This window comes from Nonomuraea sp. NPDC050536, from assembly GCF_044457685.1.
In the GTDB taxonomy this organism is placed as follows: domain Bacteria; phylum Actinomycetota; class Actinomycetes; order Streptosporangiales; family Streptosporangiaceae; genus Nonomuraea.
In genome coordinates this window covers 339,889-355,533 of the sequence record NZ_JBITHD010000008.1, presented here as the reverse complement: position 1 = coordinate 355,533, position 15,645 = coordinate 339,889, and the positions used below count along the sequence as shown (strand labels likewise).

The window sequence follows — 15,645 nt, the reverse complement described above, 5'->3', positions numbered from 1 at the left end:
CGTCTCACCGGGGGTTGTGATGCGCGTAGTCGTCGATCTCACGCGGTGCCAGGGGTACGGCCAGTGCGTCTTCGCGGCGCCCGGCACCTTCGCCATGCACGGGCAGGAAGCTCTGGTCTACGACCCGAACCCGGACGAGGCCGAGCATGATCGGGTACGGCGGGCGGTGTCGGCGTGCCCCGTCCAGGCCATCCACGTCGACGGGCCCGCCACCCACCTGGCGAACGGGAAGGTGCGCGCGCGGGCGACCGCCCGGAACGCCCAGGCCTCCCGGTGGGAGGGGCGTATCGTCATCGTCGGTGCCTCGCTGGCGGGCTTGCGGGCGGCCGGTGTGCTGCGGCGGGAAGGGTTCACCGGACCGTTGACGCTGATCGGGGACGAACCACACGAGCCCTACGATCGGCCGCCGCTGTCCAAACAGGTGATGGCAGGACGGGTCTCGCCCGAGCACACCCTGCTGCCCCGTTTGGGCGAGCTGGACGCCGAGTGGCTGCTGGGCCGGCGGGCGACCGGGCTGGATCTGCCGAGCAGGCAGGTGTTGCTCGCTGACGGCCGGCAGGTGGCATTCGACCGGCTGCTGATAGCCACGGGGGTTCGCGCCCGGCCGTGGCCGAAGGCGGATGAGGCCGCCCTGGACGGGGTGTTCGTGCTGCGCACGATGGAGGATTCGGCCCGCCTGCGGCAGCATCTGGCCGCCAGCGACGGGCGGGTCCTGATCATCGGCGCCGGGTTCACCGGATCGGAGTGCGCTTCTGTCTGCCGCGAGCTGGGCCGTCCGGTGACGGTCGTCGAGCGGGGTCCGACCCCGCTGTTCGGGGCCCTGGGCGGGGTGATCGGTGCGATAGCGGCCGACATCCAGCGCGAGCACGGCGTGGACCTGCGCTGCGGCACCTCGGTCACCGCTCTGGAGGGCGACTCGGACGGCCGGTTGCGCTCCGCGCGCCTGTCCGACGGCGGCACGCTGGAGGTGGACACGGCGGTGGTCGCGCTGGGCGGAGTCCGTAACGTCGAGTGGCTGGACGGCTCTGGTCTTGCCGCCGGGGTGTGGGGGGTGGCCTGCGACGCGGGCTGCCGGGCCGTCGACGTCAACGGCGTCGTCACCGACGACATCTTCGTCGCCGGGGACATCGCCCGCTTCCCGCACGCGGTCTACGGCTACCAGTTCGTGACCCTGGAGCACTGGGGCAACGCGGTCGCGCAGGCGGAGGTCGCCGCCCACAACATGCTGAGCGACCAGAGCCAGCGCTGGCCGCATCTGTGGCTGCCGGTCTTCTGGTCCAGCCAGTTCGGCCTCAACATCAAATCCGTCGGGGTCCCGACCTTCGCCGACCAGGTCGTGATCACCCAGGGTTCGGTCGCCGACCGGCGCTTCGTCGCCGCCTACGGCTATCAAGGCCGCACTACCGCCGCAGTCACCTTCGACCAATCGATGTGGCTGGACTTCTACCAGCGCCTGATCGAGCAGGCGGCGCCGTTCCCGCCCGAGCTCGCCACGGCCGACGGGCCCGTCGAGCTGCGCCCTGTTCCGGCCGAAGTCCCCGACCACGTCGCGGCCACGCAGAACGCCACCGTCGTGGTGACCGGGCACGACCCGGGCGAACGCCGCGCCTCGCTGGTGCTCCGCCACTCCTGATCGGCCGCGAACGACTCCGCAGAAGGAACGTCACCATGACCAGCGTCTACGAGCAGATCCTGGACCAGTCCAACCGCGCCAACCCCTACCCGTTGTATGCCGAACTGCGTAAGACGCCCGTGGCACGGCAGGACGACGGCAGCTACGTGGTCAGCACCTACCGGGAGATCGTCGCGCTGCTGCACGATCCGCGCGTCAGCTCCGAACGGCTCAGGGCCTCGGGCGGCAGGCCACAAGGAGCCGAGGAGGGCGCGGCGGATATGCCGGCCTCCTTCATCAACCTCGACCCCCCTGCCCACGACGCGTGCCGGCAGGCGGTGATGCGGCACTTCGGACCGCCTGAGACGCCTGGCCGCATCGAGGGCTTGCGGGGCCGGACAGCCGAGATCGTCACGACGCTGATCGACGGGTTCGGGGACAGGAACCAGGTGGACATCGTCGACGACTTCGCCTACCCGCTGCCGGTCGCGGTGATCTGCTCGTTGCTGGGCGTCCCCCGCGAGGACGAGCCGCGTTTCAGCAAGTGGGCCGACGCGCTCATCGAGGGGCTCGATCCCAGGACCGAGGATCCGGTGCGACTGCTCACCACCACCGAACGCGAGATGGGCGCGTACCTGAACGACGTGATCGAGAGCCACCTGCGAAACCCGGGCGACGACCTGCTCTCGGCGTTGGCCGAAGACGATCCCGCGCGGGGAGGGCTGTCGCGCGAGCAACTGCTGGTCAACGCCATCCTGCTGTTCGTGGCCGGCCATGAGACCACCGTCAACCTCATCTCCAACGGCATGCTGACCCTGCTTCGCCGTCCCGCCATCCTTGACAGGCTGCGCGACGAGCCCGATGCGGTCGACCGCATCGTCGAAGAGTTGCTGCGCTTCGAGCCGCCGGTGCACTTCGCTCTGCGGCGTATCGCTCTGACCGACATCGAGATCGCCGGCACCACCATCCCCAAGGGCGCCACCATCACACTCGCGCTGGCCGCCGGCAGCCGTGATCCCGACCGGTTCGACGATCCCGACCAGTTCGACCCCGACCGCGAGGACAACGAGCACCTGGGCTTCAACAGCGGCATCCACTACTGCTTCGGTGCGCCCCTCGCCCGGCTCGAGACGCAGCTCGCGCTGACCGAACTCGTCCGCCGGTTGCGGAATCCGCGGCTGGTCACCGACCCGCCTCCCTACCGGCCCAACCCGCGTCTGCGCGGTCCCCGCCACCTCCTGGTCACCATCGACGGGATCGTCCCATCCTCGTGATCGCGTCCGGCGGGCGCGGGTTCGGGCCGGCCTGGGGTGTCTCTAGGTGCCGTCGGTCGTCGGTTGGGTGCGTTTGCCGCCGGTGGTGCGGGTAGTCGTGGTTCAGCAACACGCAGTGGGCGCGCCGTACCGACTCGGAGCGTGCTCATGGAAGGAGGAGACTCTGCAATGTCCACCCGCAGGCCCGGGCCGCTCTGCCTCGCAGCCTTTACGCCGCCTTCGTCGGCGTCTATCGATCGCTGGGCTAGCCGCCTTTGTCGGCGATGCTCTTGCTACGCAGCCTGAGAATCATCGCTGGGGGGCTGGGGTGGCCCTCGGGAATCTGGGGACGAGCGTATGGCGGTACAGCTGGGCTTCCAGCCAGGCCCTGCAGCGCTCGATCTGCTCGAGGTTCAGCCCGGTGGCATCTATCAGATCCTTGGCGGTGAGCTCTTCCGTGGCGTTCTGCACGGCACGGGCGATCCGTCCGGCCCAGAGTTCTTCCTGGACGAACGGGCGGCGCCGGTAGTGGTCATGCAGCTCGGCCAGGTGCTCTTTGGAACAGGCGCTCGGGAGGCGACGGCCGCCGAGCCTGGGGTCGCTTGTGAGGATCAAGGAGGAATCAGGGGTCAGGCTGTAGTGCTCCGAACCGTTCCTGATCACCGTGCCGCACCAGTCGCATCGCTTGGACAAGAGCCCCCCTCTGCCCGAAGTGTCACCTTTCACGTCGATTGATTCCCCGGATCAAGCCCCCCGAGAACGGCTACCTCTATCCCGATCGGGCAAAGGATGTCGCCGCTCCGCCGTGGCTCGTCACGGCTTTGTGACGCGGGTCAGGGTGGTCAGCAGGTGGCGGACGGCGGGTGAAGGCACGCCTGGAAGGACGGCCAGCGAGGTGGTCAACCTGGGTTCGGCGAGCCGGCGGATCGCGACCCGGGGGATCTCCGGCAGGCCGGTCACCTCGTAGAAGACCGTCCAGGACGGAACGCCGACGCCGATGTCGGAGAGGGTCTCCTGGAACGTCGTGAACGGCGGCCCGAGCGGCGGGGCGATCCCGGCGACCCGGCAGGCATCAGTGACCAGGTCGTGGAAGGGCGGGTTGTCTTCGCGAGGAGCCAGCCGGAGGGGAAGGCTCGCCAGGTCTTCGAGCCTGACCTCGGCAGAACGCGCCAGCGGATGCTCGGCGGGCAGCGCCACGTACAGCGTGTCCGTCCAGATCGGGAGCAGTTCCAGGCCGGGCGCATCGGTGAGCGCGCGGACCAGCGCCGCGTCGAGTTCGCCGGAGCGTACCGCGGACAGGCGGGCGGGAAGGGGAAGACGCCGCGGGCGGACCTGGAGCCGCGGCGCCACGGCGGCCAGCTCGTTGAGGGTGCGGTAGATCCGGTCGCCCGGCCCCTGCACGATCCCCAGGCGCAGGACACCGTCGGTGCCCTCCCGGATGTCGGCGGCGACCTGCCGGGCGCGGTGCGCGGCGGCGAGGACGGCGCGAGCCTCGGGCAGCAGGCGTTCACCCGCCCCGGACAGTCGCACGTGCCGGGTCGAACGGTCGAACAGCGGCACGCCGAGTTGGCGTTCAAGCCGGCGGATCTGCTGGCTCACCGCCGACTGCACGATGCTGAGCCGCTCGGCCGCGCGGCCGAAGCCACCCTCTTCGGCGACCGCCACAAAGTACGCCAGCTGTCGCAGCTCCACGCGCGCCCTCGATTCATCTCGATCGGTGCTGACTGCAGGTCATAACCGCTTCTGGTTCGCGGCTTCTTCCCGGGCTGGAATGGGTCCCGATCTCGAAAGGAGTCGAAGTGACTGCCACCATATTTCCGGCCGTCGACAAGCAGGTCGGCCCGCTGTCGACGGCTGTGCGGCTCGGCGGAGTGTTCGGCCCGTCGGTCTTCGGCGTCACCGCCGCCGCTGTGGCGCTGCCCAAGGTCGCCGGCGCGCTGCACGCCGGCCCCGCGGAGGTCGCCTGGGTCCTCACCGCGCACGCGCTGGCACTCGGTGTCGGCACCGCGGTCTTCGGACGGCTGGCGGACTCGCGGGGTGTGCGCGCCGCGCTGCTGATCGCGTCGCTGATGCTCACCGCCGGCGCGCTCGTGTGCCTCGCGGCGCCGAACCTGGGCGTCCTGGTCGCAGGACGGCTGGTACTGGCCGCCGGGTCCGGGGGCATGGCGGCGGCCGGTGTCGCCCTGCTCGCAGGTGTGGACTCCGCTGAACGCCCCCGGGTGCTCGCCGGTTACGGCGTGGTCATTGCGGTCTTCGCGTCCGCGGCCACGCTGCTCGGCGGCGCGGTGACAACCTGGCTGAGCTGGCGCATCACCCTCGTGCTGCCGGTGCTGTCGATCCTGGCAGTCCCGTTCTGCGTCCGGCTCGCCGTACGGCCTGGATCGCGTCGCCCGATCGACGTCACCGGAGCCGCCGCGCTGACCGTGACCGTCAGCACGCTGCTCGTGCTCATCCAGTCCAGGACGCTCAAGCTCGGCAGCCCGGTCGTCCTTGCCCTCGTGGCCGTGCTCATGCTCGCCGCCGGCGCGCTGGGCTGGTGGACAGCCCGGCGTCCGGACGGCTTCGTCCCGCGCCAGGTCATCGGAGACGCGACCTTCCGGATCGCGGCCTCGATCGGTGTCGGCGTCTTCGGCGGCCTCTTCGCCACCATGTATGCGATTCCGCAAATCCTGGCCAGGTCATACGGCTGGAGCGTCCTCACCATCGGCGTCGCGCTCCTCCCAGGCGCCGTCATCGGCGCGGTGCTGTCCCGTCGAGCCGGTCTGCTCGATGCGCGCCAGGGCCGCCTGTTGCTGGCCGCCACCGCGCTGGCCGCGACGACCGCTCTGATCGTCACGGCGACGGGCTGGGGCGGTCCCTGGCCGGCAGTGCTCGCGGCCTCTCTTTGCCTGGCCGCGTTCGCCGTCACCCAGGTCGCGGTCACCGGCGACATGTCGGCACGACTGCCCGGTCCGCTGCGTGGTGCGGGGATGGGGCTGCTCAACCTGACGTTCTTCGTCGGAGGTGGGGTCGGCTCCGCCATCACCGGCGCATTGGCGGAGTGGATGACCCTGCCCCGCACGCCGGCTGTCATCGCCCTGTTTCCCCTGGCTGCCGCCGCCTTGGCCGCCGTCACTCGTGCGCGCTGAGCGTCCCCTCGGCTGAGTCTCTTCACCTCACCGGGCTGCGCGACGCCGGACTTGCGCGGTTCGAGGACTTGGCGAGGTTTGGGAACCACCAATGCCATCACCCGAACTCCCCGTGCACATCCGGCAACGGTCCGCGTGCTCGACTGGGTGAGGGGAATGCCGTATGAAGACTCAGCGACGCTGGACGATTACCACCCGTATCACGCTTTTCACCGGGGCGGTGGCGGCGTTGCTGTCTGCGATGCTGGCCTGGACGGTGATGGCCGCGATTCATCGCTCAGCGACCGAAGATCGCATCGACGAGATCACCGCGGACGGCGGTCGGGTGGCCCACCAGCTCGAGCACGACCAGGTGAGCGTGCCGCTGGTCGAGCACAGCGACCGCTACGTGCAGATCGTCGACCCGAAAGGTACGGTCACCACGTCGACACCGCAGCTACACGGTAAGCCGGCCATAGCCGGGTTCACCCCGGACCACAGGAAGATCGCCACCCGCATCGTCTGCGGCGGGGTGTTCCCTTCCGGCGACTGCAACATCGTGGTCGCGCAGTCGGCCTACCGGGCGGGACAGGATTGGGTGGTCTACAGTTCCTCGCCCACGGTCCCTCCGTACGTCAAACCATGGTTGGCCGGCACGGTGATCGGCGCCGCTGTGGTCATGGCCTTGGCCATCACCGCCCTCGGTCATCGGATCGTCACCAAGTGCCTCAGACCGGTGACCGCGATCCGGGAGGAACTCGACAAGATCACCGATACCTCCGCCGACCGCCTGGTCCCCCTGCCGCCGAGCCGAGACGAGATCCACGACCTGGCCGACAGCGTCAACGGGACACTCTCGCGGCTGGGGGCCGCGATGCGACAGCAGCGTCATTTCACCTCGGACGCCTCGCACGAGCTGCGTACCCCCATCGCCGCGATACGCGCCGAGGTCGAGGACGCCCTGCACGCGCCCGAGGACACCAGCGTGCCCACGCTGGGCAACGCGGTTCTGCGCAGCGTGAACCGGCTCGAGGCGATCGTGGGCGACCTGCTGACCATCGAACGGCTGGAGGCGGGACAGCCGATCGACCGCGAGCCGATCGACCTGTCCGAACTCGTGACCGCGGTGTGCGAGCGGCGTCCCGAGCCCCACAAGGACTTCGAGTACTCGCTCGAGCCCGGGGTGCAGGTGATCGGCGACAGGATCCGGCTGTCGCGCCTGCTCGCGAACCTGATCGACAACGCCGAACGGCACGCGGACGCCACGATCACCTTCCGCGTACGGCAGGAGCCCAGCCTCAAGCGCGATGCTCATCGCTTCCCCCGTGGTGTCGCGGTGCTGGAGGTGATCGACGACGGGCCGGGCATCGATCCGGAAAGGCGTGAGATGGTCTTCCAGCGCTTCGCCCGGCTGGACACCGCCCGGGACAGGTACGCCGGGGGCACAGGGCTGGGCCTGCCGATCGCCCGGCGGATCGCCGACGCGCACGGCGGCATCCTGCGCGTCGAGAACAGCCCGCAAGGCGCGCGGTTCGTGCTCCGCCTCCCCCTCTGCTCCACTCTGGGGAACGCGCTCAAGGGGGAGAGCAGCGACTGCGCGTAATACCGGCTGCCGCGATGAAGGAGGTTCCCTCCACCATTCAGCGCTTTCCACGACAATTCACGGCAGACCGCCTCGAAACTCCCGACTCCGCCGAGGCCACGGGCGATTCCTTCGGTATCACCGTCCAGCGCATATCCGTGCCATTCCCGTGCGTTCGCGAGACCGGAGTTTGACCGTCCACCTCGAACGGCCCGGGTTTGGGGACGAACCGGCAGAGGAAGAGATGTGTTGAAGTGACACCGCCGGCACGGCCGCATCGTTGACAGGTTTCGACGCGTCGCCGAGTAGCCGCGAATGTAAAGAATCCGCGCACGCTGTCAAATCGACATCACCGGCACGCCCGTGTCCGCAACTTTTATCGGGCGAGGGGAGCTCGAAGCACATGGACGAGTTCGATGCTGGAGCGGGACATGAGCAGTGAGTGGCCGACGCTCAACTACGACCAGTGGAGCGCGACGTGCGACACGCTGCACGCTCACACGCAGGTGCTCGGCAAACTCGCCGCGGCGCTCGCACCGGCGGAGCCGGAGCTGCAGCACGCCGCCCTGCGGTTGACGGCGCGGGGCTGGGAGACCCTGCCGCTGCCCGCACCCGACGGCTCGGGGGCGCTGGTCGTGGCGCTCGACCTTCGAGTCCACGAGGCGCTGGTCGAGCACAGCGACGGCGGTAGCCGCCGGGTCGCGCTGGCGCCCGACCGTCCGGTGGGCGTGGTGACTCGAGAGGTCCTGGAGATGGTCCGTGAGCTCGGCGGCAGCGTCGAGATCGACACGACGCCGCAGGAGGTGTGGTGGAGCGTGCCGTTGGACGAGGACTCAGAGCACGCTACCTACGACCCGGACGCGGTGGCCTCCTACTTCGCCGCCGCGACCCGCGCCGCCCTGGTTCTGGCCGCGTTCCGCGCTCCCTACCGGGGCCGCTCGACCCCGGTCAACGTCTGGTGGGGGGCCTTCGACCTGGCCGTGAGCCTGTTCTCGGGCGCGCCCGCCGATCCGCCGTCTGGTGACTTCATCATGCGCAACGCGATGGACGCCCAGGAGGTCGCGGTGGGCTGGTGGCCCGGCGATCCGAAATACGGCAGGGCGGCGTTCTACGCCTACGCCCATCCGGCGCCGGACGGGTTCGCCGACGCCGTACTCTCGCCTGACACCGCACGCTGGAACGATGGCCTGGGCGAGTACGTCCTCGACTGGGACGACGTCGTAGCGAGCCGCGATCCGCACCGGTCAGCGCTCGAATTCGCGCACTCTGCCTTCCAGCACTCGTGCGCCGTGTGCGGATGGGATCCGGCGCTGCCGGCAAGCGCGCAGGGGAATCCCCCGCCCATCAGGTAAGAGGGTACGGCCTCCGGCTCCGGGGGCGCCGGAGGCCGTACCTCTCAGAATCAGTAGCGGGTGGAGATGGTCACGCCGGAGAAGTCGCTGGCGGCGTAGAGGCTGATGTAGTTGTAGTTGTTGGCACGTAGATTGGTGACGGTGAGAGTCTCGCTGTTGCCGGAGTTGGTGGACTTGGCGGTGTAGGCGCCGGTCGTGGCCCAGTTGCTCGGGTTGAAGTAGAGATCGGCGTTGCCGCTACCGCCCGAAACCGTGATGTTCAGCGACGTGGTCCCCGAGGGGATCCAGATGTAGAAGTAGGCGTAGTTCGCGATGGTCGCGGAGACGTTGGCACGCTGGCAGTTCTTGTCCATGGCACGCGTGTCCGACCCGGTGCAGGTCGGCAGGCTGGACGAGCTGACCGTGACGGTCTTGGACGTGGTCGCGGTGGCGCCGGCGTTGTCGGTGACCTTCAGGGTGACGGTGTAGTTGCCCGCCGCCGTATAGGTGTGCGCGGGGTTGGCCGAGGTGGACGACGTGCCGTCGCCGAAGGTCCAGGAGCGGGAGGCGATGCTGCCGTCGGGGTCGGTCGAGGTGTCGGTGAGGTTGGCGGTGAGCCCGCTGGTGGTCACCGTGAACGAGGCGGTGGGCGGCTTGTTGCCCGTGCCGCCGGAGAGCGTGTCCAACCAGGCGGTGAAGTCGCTGTTGTAGTTGAGCGACTTGGTGAAGTTGTAGCCGGCGGTGTAGTCGCCTGACCGGTAGTAACCGAACAGCGTGGCCAGGTCAGAACGGTGCTTTTCGAACATGTACCGGACGGCCAGGTAGCCCCAGTGGTACGTCCGGTTCACGTCGGTGTTGGCATACGTCGTGTCGAACAGGGTGCTGAGCGTGTAGGTGTGCTTGGGCGCCTCGTTCAACGCGGCGGTGTAGACGAGGTTGCGATAGGAGTAGGACACGTACTCGGCCGAGCCCTCGATCCACCAGATGTTCGGCTTGACGGTCTCGGCGGTGAAGTCGCCGTAGGTGTTGTAGCGGCCGTCGAGGTAGTGCGAGTACTCGTGGTTGAGGTTCCAGATGCGGGCCGCGAAGCCGTTGTCGCCGGAGGTCTGGTAGGCGATGAAACGCGGCTGGTTGTCTTGCTTGGACGGGTTGCCCTCCAGGTACATCCCGCCGTTGTTGGTGTCGATGCCGTAGATCACTCCGGCGTAGTTCTGGTAGTCGGCGCTGGAGGCGAAGGCGACGACCTCCATGTTGGTGTTGTAGTCGTTGGCGACGGGCCGGCCGCCGTCCTGGACGAGGGTGTGGAAGTAGGAGTTCTCGTTGAGCATGCTGGTGCAGGCGTCCTGGAACTCCTGGGTGGTCATCCGCTGGGCCACGATGTGCAGCACGCCCTGCGAACAGGTGTAGTTCTGGGTCAGGACCGCGGCCTTCACCCTGTTGGCCAGGTCACAGGTGCCGTAGTAGGAGCAGTTGTCAGGGTCCTTGTCGTTGGCGACGACCGCGACCCGCACCCACAGCGCCGCCCGGGTGCCCGTGATGCCGCTGTTGTCGAGCAGCCACTTGGCCAGCGGGCGCACCTTGGCCTGCAGTCCGGCGTACTGGACGAAGCGGGTCAGCTCGCCGCCCGCGTTGACATCCAGGAAAGCGGAGTCGCCGCCGATCAGGTCCAGGTGGCGGGAGGCGAAGTTGTAGACGGTGTCCACGATGGAGGGGTCGGCCTGGACGGCGGCCGGATAACCGGGCGCCCACTGGCCGCGGAACAGGACGGTGAAGGTGTCGTTCACCGCGTTACGCATGTACCAGAGCGAGTTGTAGTCGTTGGTGTAGGCGTTGAGCAGCCGCTTCACGACGTACAGGTAGCGGGCGTTCTCGGAGGCGCTGTCGATCAGGATGACCGCCTCGCCGAGGACCTCGCCGTTGGCGTCGGTGACGTCGGAGGAGTGGCCGTTGGCGTAGAACGTGTCCAGCGCACCTTCGATGGCTGAGGCCAGCGCGCTGGAGTAGGCGGGGACCGTGTCCGGGTTGTAGAACTGGATGAAGTAACCGGCGCGCAGGTAGAGCACCAGTTGCTCCGTGCTCGTCGCGTTCGTGCCGTTGTAGGAGGCGGCGTCGGAGCGGAACGCGTTCGCCACGGTGATCATCTGCGCCTCGCGGAAGGCGTTGTACTGGTCGGAACCCGTGACGCTGAACAGGGAGTTGATGCAGCTCACGGACGCGGCCTTGATGGCGGCCACCAGGGCGCTCCCGGTGTTGCCCGTGAAGTCGGAGACCGAACAGCCCGCCGCGGCCTGAGCCTTCAGCAGTGCCTTCGGCGCGTTGTCGGCGGGCGAGAGGAGCGGTTCGCGCTCCGCGGGGCGTTGCCGCTCGTTGGCCGCGTCGGACGCGTGAGGATCGGCGACCTTGGTCGTGCCGGTGACCTGCCGGCCGTCCTGCTGGGGCGCGGCTGCCGGTACGGCGGTAGCGAGGGAAGAGGCGAGCGCCGGAGTGCTTGCTCCGGCTACGACGAGGGCGACAGCGGTCAGCAGAGAGCCCACTAATCGTCGAGGGGACATTCCGTCTTCTCCTTGGGGGATGAGGAGAGCGGCCGGCCGGGATGCTCGATGTGATATGTAAAATTTCACATGCGACATTGGATTACAAGACTTATTTTCCCGGTGTTCACTCGCCTGTGAGATCAGTCCCCGTAGCCTCCCGATCATCACGGTTCTATAACGGCAATCGCTGAACCATGGCATGTGCTATAGCACATGTCACATGATCCCTCTGGCTTCATTGCCCGGCACCGAGGAGGGACACCATGAAAGTGCCGTTAGCCCTACTGACCGCGGTGGTAGCCGCGGTTGCGCTGACCGGGGCCGCGCCGGCAACCGCGGAGCCCGAACTCCAGGACACCGGCCAGGGCCGGCTGGAATGGGCGCCATGCGGTGATCCGGAGACCCCCGCGTTGCAGTGCGCCATGCTGGAGGTCCCGCTGGACTACGATCACCCGCACGGCCGCAAGATCAAGATCAAGGTGAATCGGCTCCCCGCCATGGCGCCCGAAGCTCAGCGCCAGGGGCCGATCCTGCTGAACCCCGGCGGCCCGGGCGACAGCGGGCTCTGGATGCCCGCCTACGTCGCGGGCAAGGTTCCGGCCGACGTCGCCGCAGCCTACGACTGGATCGGGTTCGACCCGCGCGGCACCAACGGCAGCGACCCGCACGTGGTGTGCGACGCGCACTACTTCGACGCCGAGCGGCCCGACTACCAGGTCGGTCACGGCACCGAGCAGGCCTGGCTGGGCAGGGCCGCGAAGTACGCCGCCGACTGCGCGGCCGGCTGGAGCTGGATCCTGCCGCACATGACCACCGTGGACAACGCCCGCGACCTGGACAGCATCCGCCGGGCGCTCGGCGCCCAGAAGATCAGCTTCTATGGCGGATCGTGGGGCACCTCGCTCGGCTCCACCTACGGCCAGCTGTTCCCCTCGCACGTGCGGCGCATGGTGCTCGACAGCATCGTCGGACCCACGATCTCGTGGTACGACCACAACATCCTGCAGGACAAGGAGCACGAGCGGCGCTTCCGCGCCTTCGCCGAGTGGACGGCCAAGGCCGACAGCGTCTACCACCTGGGCACCGACGCGGACACCGTCATCAAGAAGTACTACGCCGTCGAGGACTCCTTGCGCACCAAGCCCGTGCCAGCGACGCCCGCGCCCGGAATGATCGGCCCGTCGGAATTCGAGGACGTCTTCTATTCGGGCGGATACAACTTCCTGCGCTGGCCGCGGATGGCGACGGTCCTGTCCGGATACCTCACCAAGGACGACACGCGTCCGCTGAACATCGCCTACAACCGCTACTCCGCACCGGGAGAGGACGACGGCGCCTTCCCCAACTACAACGCGGTGCAGTGCACCGAGAACGCCTGGCCGCGCGACTGGGAATTCTGGAAAGCCGACCAGGCCAAGGTCAACGCGGTCGCGCCGTTCTACACCTACAACAACATGTGGTACAACGCCGCCTGCATGTTCTGGCCGTACAACGGGGGCCCGGGCCGGTTGAAGATCACCGGACGAGGTCTGCCTCCCGTGTTGCTGTTCCAGGCCACGGAGGATCCGGCCACGCCGTACGAGGGTGGCGTGGCGATGCACAAGGCTCTGCCCGGCTCCAAGCTCGTCGTCCAGAACGGCGGTAGCTTCCACGAGATCCTCTTCCACGACAACGCCTGCCTGGACGACACCTTCGTCGCCTATCTGCGGGACGGGACGCTGCCGTCGGGCAACGGCTTCATCGCCAAATCCTGCGCACCCGAGCCCGATCCGGCGCCGGTCTACATCGAGCCGGCCCCGGCGCTGAAGGCGCAGGCCGGCAATACCGACCGGGAGACCACGCCGGGCACACCACGGCTCCACTAAGACAACGCCACTTCTCTCACCCCCCGGAGTAACGCATGTCGAAGAAGCGCGGGTTACTCGTACTTGTGGTTCTGGCATCAGCTGTCGGCTGCGGAAGCGGTCAGGGAACGGTGACGAAGAAGTCACCGGACGCCAAGGGCGGAACCCTCACCGTGCTGGCCATCAGCGACTTCGCCCACCTGGATCCAGCACGAAACTGGACCATGCCCGGGCTGGGCAAGCTCACCTTCGACGTGATCGCCAAGTCCGACCAGCCCGTGGTACTGGGGGTGACACTGCTGGCCGCCTTCTTCATCACTCTGGCCAACCTCGTCGTCGACCTGCTGTACGGCGTCATCGATCCGCGGGTGAGGTACTCATGAGTCTGCTGCGGGTCGAGGACCTGGCGGTCTCGTTCGGCTCCGTCCGCGTCGTGGACGGCGTCTCCTTCGGCGTCGATCGGGGACGCACGCTGGGCATCGTGGGGGAGGCGCGCGCATGAGCATGATCTTCCAGGACCCGCTCTCCTCGCTGCACCCCTTCTTCACGGTGGGCGAGCAGATCGCCGAGTCCCTCCGCCTGCACCTGCGGACCTCACGCCGGGCCGCGCGCGAACGCGCCGTCGAACTGCTCGCCGAGCACGCATCCTCGCGAACCATCTTCAAAGATCCGCGGCACCCCTACACCCAGGGGCTGCTCGCGTCGGTACCCGGCCCCGGGCGGGACATTGAGGGGCCGGGTGATAGGCGGTTGCGGGCGATCCCCGGCAGTCCGCCTTCACCGTCGGCGTTCCCGCCCGGGTGCCGGTTCCATCCTCGCTGTGCAGTCGCCCTGGACGTCTGTGCGACCGAGAAGCCCGCCCTGCTGGGACAGGCACGCAGGGTCGCCTGCCACCGGGAAGGAGTGGTGCGATGACTCGCCCGCCGGGCGCGCCGTTGCTGACCGTACAGGACCTGGGTATGACCTTCCGCGGCGGTAACCCGAGGCAGACGGTGCGGCAGATCATCTCAGGGCCGCGCCGGCTGCTCGACCGGCGGCAGGTCGTCGACCTGCTCGAGCGGATGGGGCTGGCCGCCGAGCACGCCGATCGGTTCCCGCACGAGTTCTCCGGCGGGCAGGCCCAGCGCATCGGTGTCGCCCGCGCGCTGGCCTCAGGACCGAAGCTCATCGTCTGCGATGAACCGGTCTCCGCGCTGGACGTCTCCATCCAGGCACAGATCGTCAACCTCCTCGCCGATCTGCAGGCCGAGCGGGGTCTGGCCTACCTGTTCATCGCGCACGACCTGTCGGTGGTACGGCACATGTGCACCCGGGTGGCGGTGATGTACCTGGGCAGGATCGTGGAGATCGGGCCGGTCGCGTCCCTGTACCCGGATCCGGCCCACCCCTACACCCGCGCCCTGCTGTCGGCCGTACCGGTGCCCGATCCGGAGATCGAGGCGGCGCGGGAGCGGATCGTGCTGCGTGGCGATCCGCCTTCGCCCGCGGCGCCCCCCTCGGGCTGCTCCTTCCACCCGCGGTGTGCGCTCGCCCAGGAGCGCTGCGAGGTGGAGGCGCCGACTCTGCGGGCGGTTCGGGGGCGGCACGTCGCCTGTCACTTCGCGGAGCAGGGCGTCTGACGGAGATGGCATCGCCTATCGCGATGTGACACCCTACTGTCGGGTGGTTGGATCATCTGAAAGGCGAGGCGCCGATGTCGGAGCCGTTGAATCTTCCGGACCTCGGCGCGCGCCAGAACCTCCGACAGACAGTCGCCGACGCGTTGAGGGCGGCGCTGGTCGCGGGGGAGATGCGCCCCGGCGTGCTCTACTCGGCGCCCGCCCTGGCCGCGCGATTCCAGGTCTCCGCCACGCCCGTCCGCGAGGCCATGCTCGACCTGGCGAAGGAGGGCCTGGTCACGGCCGTGCGCAACAAGGGCTTCCGGGTTGCGGACCTCTCGGAGCGGGAGCTCGACGAGATCACCGAGCTCCGCGACCTGATCGAGGTGCCCACCGTGGCCAGGATCGCGGAGACGATTCCCGCCGAGCGGGTGCTCACGCTGCGAAGCAGGGCCGAGGCCATCGTCAGCGCCGCCGAGCAGGGTGACGTGCTCGGCTACATCGAGGCGGATCAGGTCTTCCACCTGGACCTGCTGGCGCTCGCGGGCAACGCCCACCTGCTTGGCGTAGTCCGCGAACTGCGGCACCGCTCTCGGCTCTACGGCGTCTCCCGGCTGGCGGAGCGGGGCGAGCTCGGCGACTCCGCCCGCGAGCACCTGCGTCTGCTGGACAGCGTGGCCTCCGGCGACGCTGGAGGCGCGGCGTCCCTGATGCGCCACCATCTGCGCCACGTCCGCGGGATCTGGGCCGACCGCCCCGAACCGTGAGCTTTCTCAGGCCGGTC

Annotated in this window: 14 protein-coding genes; 11 read left to right on the top strand and 3 right to left on the bottom strand. The window is 68.6% G+C overall.

Annotated elements, in window-relative coordinates; all coding sequences use genetic code 11:
* Nucleotides 1-19: 19 nt before the first annotated feature.
* Both ACIBHX_RS24610 and ACIBHX_RS24605 read left to right on the top strand, forming a co-directional pair.
* Complete coding sequence (locus ACIBHX_RS24610; RefSeq protein WP_397069548.1) at nt 20-1,633, top strand: FAD-dependent oxidoreductase; 1,614 nt, start codon at nt 20-22, stop codon at nt 1,631-1,633.
* Between the two features lie 35 nt (nt 1,634-1,668).
* Nucleotides 1,669-2,886 carry a cytochrome P450 gene (locus tag ACIBHX_RS24605; RefSeq protein ID WP_397069547.1) on the top strand — a complete coding sequence of 406 codons (1,218 nt, stop codon included), beginning with the start codon at nt 1,669-1,671 and terminating at the stop codon, nt 2,884-2,886.
* A 288-nt stretch (nt 2,887-3,174) separates the two neighbouring features.
* On the opposite strand, the gene ACIBHX_RS24600 is transcribed toward ACIBHX_RS24605, so the two are convergent.
* Complete coding sequence (locus ACIBHX_RS24600; RefSeq protein WP_397069546.1) at nt 3,175-3,528, bottom strand: hypothetical protein; 354 nt, start codon at nt 3,526-3,528, stop codon at nt 3,175-3,177.
* A gap of 150 nt (nt 3,529-3,678) precedes the next feature.
* Nucleotides 3,679-4,557 (bottom strand): LysR family transcriptional regulator, encoded by an 879-nt coding sequence (locus ACIBHX_RS24595; protein WP_397069545.1) that lies wholly within the window; start codon nt 4,555-4,557, stop codon nt 3,679-3,681.
* A gap of 107 nt (nt 4,558-4,664) precedes the next feature.
* Here ACIBHX_RS24595 and ACIBHX_RS24590 point away from each other — a divergent pair, with 107 nt between their 5' ends.
* The 3 genes from ACIBHX_RS24590 (at nt 4,665) to ACIBHX_RS24580 (ending at nt 8,906) form a co-directional block, all read left to right on the top strand.
* Nucleotides 4,665-5,993, top strand: coding sequence for an MFS transporter (locus ACIBHX_RS24590; protein WP_397069544.1), 1,329 nt, complete (start codon nt 4,665-4,667; stop codon nt 5,991-5,993).
* Nucleotides 5,994-6,156: 163 nt separating this feature from the next.
* Complete coding sequence (locus ACIBHX_RS24585) at nt 6,157-7,575, top strand: sensor histidine kinase (RefSeq protein WP_397069543.1); 1,419 nt, start codon at nt 6,157-6,159, stop codon at nt 7,573-7,575.
* A 410-nt stretch (nt 7,576-7,985) separates the two neighbouring features.
* A complete protein-coding gene (locus ACIBHX_RS24580; RefSeq protein WP_397069542.1) occupies nt 7,986-8,906 on the top strand; it encodes a DUF5996 family protein in 921 nt (306 codons plus the stop codon).
* A gap of 50 nt (nt 8,907-8,956) precedes the next feature.
* On the opposite strand, the gene ACIBHX_RS24575 is transcribed toward ACIBHX_RS24580, so the two are convergent.
* Entirely contained in the window at nt 8,957-11,437 is a 2,481-nt protein-coding gene (locus tag ACIBHX_RS24575; RefSeq protein ID WP_397069541.1) for a collagenase, read from the bottom strand.
* 245 nt (nt 11,438-11,682) lie between these two features.
* Between ACIBHX_RS24575 and ACIBHX_RS24570 the strand changes: the two genes are divergently transcribed.
* The 6 genes from ACIBHX_RS24570 to ACIBHX_RS24545 all read left to right on the top strand — a co-directional run bounded on the left by ACIBHX_RS24570 (nt 11,683) and on the right by ACIBHX_RS24545 (nt 15,628).
* Nucleotides 11,683-13,284, top strand: coding sequence for an alpha/beta hydrolase (locus tag ACIBHX_RS24570; RefSeq protein ID WP_397069540.1), 1,602 nt, complete (start codon nt 11,683-11,685; stop codon nt 13,282-13,284).
* Nucleotides 13,285-13,394: 110 nt separating this feature from the next.
* Nucleotides 13,395-13,646 (top strand): ABC transporter permease subunit, encoded by a 252-nt coding sequence (locus ACIBHX_RS24565; RefSeq protein ID WP_397069539.1) that lies wholly within the window; start codon nt 13,395-13,397, stop codon nt 13,644-13,646.
* Nucleotides 13,643-13,765: a hypothetical protein gene (locus ACIBHX_RS24560; RefSeq protein WP_397069538.1), complete on the top strand. Its 123-nt coding sequence runs from the start codon at nt 13,643-13,645 to the stop codon at nt 13,763-13,765. The genes ACIBHX_RS24565 and ACIBHX_RS24560 overlap by 4 nt, the downstream gene beginning before the upstream one ends.
* The gene (locus ACIBHX_RS24555) at nt 13,762-14,178 is read left to right on the top strand and encodes an oligopeptide/dipeptide ABC transporter ATP-binding protein (RefSeq protein WP_397069537.1); all 417 of its coding nucleotides are present in this window, start codon (nt 13,762-13,764) and stop codon (nt 14,176-14,178) included. The genes ACIBHX_RS24560 and ACIBHX_RS24555 overlap by 4 nt, the downstream gene beginning before the upstream one ends.
* Entirely contained in the window at nt 14,175-14,882 is a 708-nt protein-coding gene (locus ACIBHX_RS24550) for an oligopeptide/dipeptide ABC transporter ATP-binding protein (protein WP_397069536.1), read from the top strand. Before ACIBHX_RS24555 ends, ACIBHX_RS24550 begins: the two co-directional genes overlap by 4 nt.
* 47 nt (nt 14,883-14,929) lie before the next feature.
* A complete protein-coding gene (locus tag ACIBHX_RS24545) occupies nt 14,930-15,628 on the top strand; it encodes a GntR family transcriptional regulator (protein ID WP_397069535.1) in 699 nt (232 codons plus the stop codon).
* Nucleotides 15,629-15,645: the final 17 nt, after the last annotated feature.

Coding starts and splice junctions, on each gene's coding strand:
- ACIBHX_RS24560 (WP_397069538.1), top strand. CDS start 13,643: ATGAGTCTGCTGCGGGTCGAGGACCTGGCGGTCTCGTTCGGCTCCGTC.
- ACIBHX_RS24610 (WP_397069548.1), top strand. CDS start 20: ATGCGCGTAGTCGTCGATCTCACGCGGTGCCAGGGGTACGGCCAGTGC.
- ACIBHX_RS24580 (WP_397069542.1), top strand. CDS start 7,986: ATGAGCAGTGAGTGGCCGACGCTCAACTACGACCAGTGGAGCGCGACG.
- ACIBHX_RS24555 (WP_397069537.1), top strand. CDS start 13,762: ATGAGCATGATCTTCCAGGACCCGCTCTCCTCGCTGCACCCCTTCTTC.
- ACIBHX_RS24585 (WP_397069543.1), top strand. CDS start 6,157: ATGAAGACTCAGCGACGCTGGACGATTACCACCCGTATCACGCTTTTC.
- ACIBHX_RS24550 (WP_397069536.1), top strand. CDS start 14,175: ATGACTCGCCCGCCGGGCGCGCCGTTGCTGACCGTACAGGACCTGGGT.
- ACIBHX_RS24570 (WP_397069540.1), top strand. CDS start 11,683: ATGAAAGTGCCGTTAGCCCTACTGACCGCGGTGGTAGCCGCGGTTGCG.
- ACIBHX_RS24605 (WP_397069547.1), top strand. CDS start 1,669: ATGACCAGCGTCTACGAGCAGATCCTGGACCAGTCCAACCGCGCCAAC.
- ACIBHX_RS24575 (WP_397069541.1), bottom strand. CDS start 11,437: ATGTCCCCTCGACGATTAGTGGGCTCTCTGCTGACCGCTGTCGCCCTC.